The 643-nt window shown below is 28.1% G+C and carries 2 protein-coding genes; both read left to right on the top strand.

Annotated elements, in window-relative coordinates; all coding sequences use genetic code 11:
• Positions 1-22: 22 nt before the first annotated feature.
• Positions 23-274, top strand: coding sequence for a hypothetical protein (locus ABD771_RS04725; protein ID WP_345091346.1), 252 nt, complete (start codon positions 23-25; stop codon positions 272-274).
• Positions 275-464: 190 nt separating this feature from the next.
• The coding region (locus ABD771_RS14315) for an IS1/IS1595 family N-terminal zinc-binding domain-containing protein (RefSeq protein WP_425556447.1) at positions 465-643 on the top strand (179 nt) is incomplete at its 3' end.

Raw genomic sequence — 643 nt, 5'->3', positions numbered from 1 at the left:
AAATTAATAATTGAATAATAATATGAAAACAAATAAAATTAAAAGTCTTATTCTATTTATATTTCTTGTTGCAAACATAACTGTTTCCTTTTCTCAAGGAGAAACAGATCCATGGCAAGGGCAAGCTCCGCCTCCTGCTTTTGAAGAAGACACAGCAGACAACACGCCTGTTTTGCCCATAGACGAGAAACTATGTCTATTAATATTTTCAGGAATAATTTTGGGTGGGTTTTTGATAGTAAAAAAACAAAAGAAAATTAACCCGACGAAGTAATATAAATTTAATCTTTCTATCCATAAAAAATGCCCTACAGAGTTTCTAAGTCTTTAGGGCATTTATATTTTATTATGGGACTTTTTATAAAGGTTTAATAGTCAAAAATAGTTGGTAAAAATGTTTTGAGTACCTATAAAATATGATATTGAGAGAAGTTTATTGAAATTCGTTTCAATAAACTTTTTTTATTTATGAAAAACTCAAAAAAAAGCGTTGTCCAACCTGTAAAAGTCTTCAAACAATTAAATGTGGAATTCAACCAAACAAGCAACGATTTAAGTGTAATAATTGTGGTCAATTATTTACTTCAAGCAATAAACCTGTTTCTGATTCTAATAAAGAAATTTGGTTTAAAAATTGGATAGT

This window comes from Flavobacterium chungnamense, assembly GCF_039539165.1.
Classification (GTDB): Bacteria; Bacteroidota; Bacteroidia; order Flavobacteriales; family Flavobacteriaceae; genus Flavobacterium; species Flavobacterium chungnamense.
The sequence above is the reverse complement of the archived record's forward strand: the minus strand, read 5'-3'. Positions and strand labels throughout refer to the sequence as shown.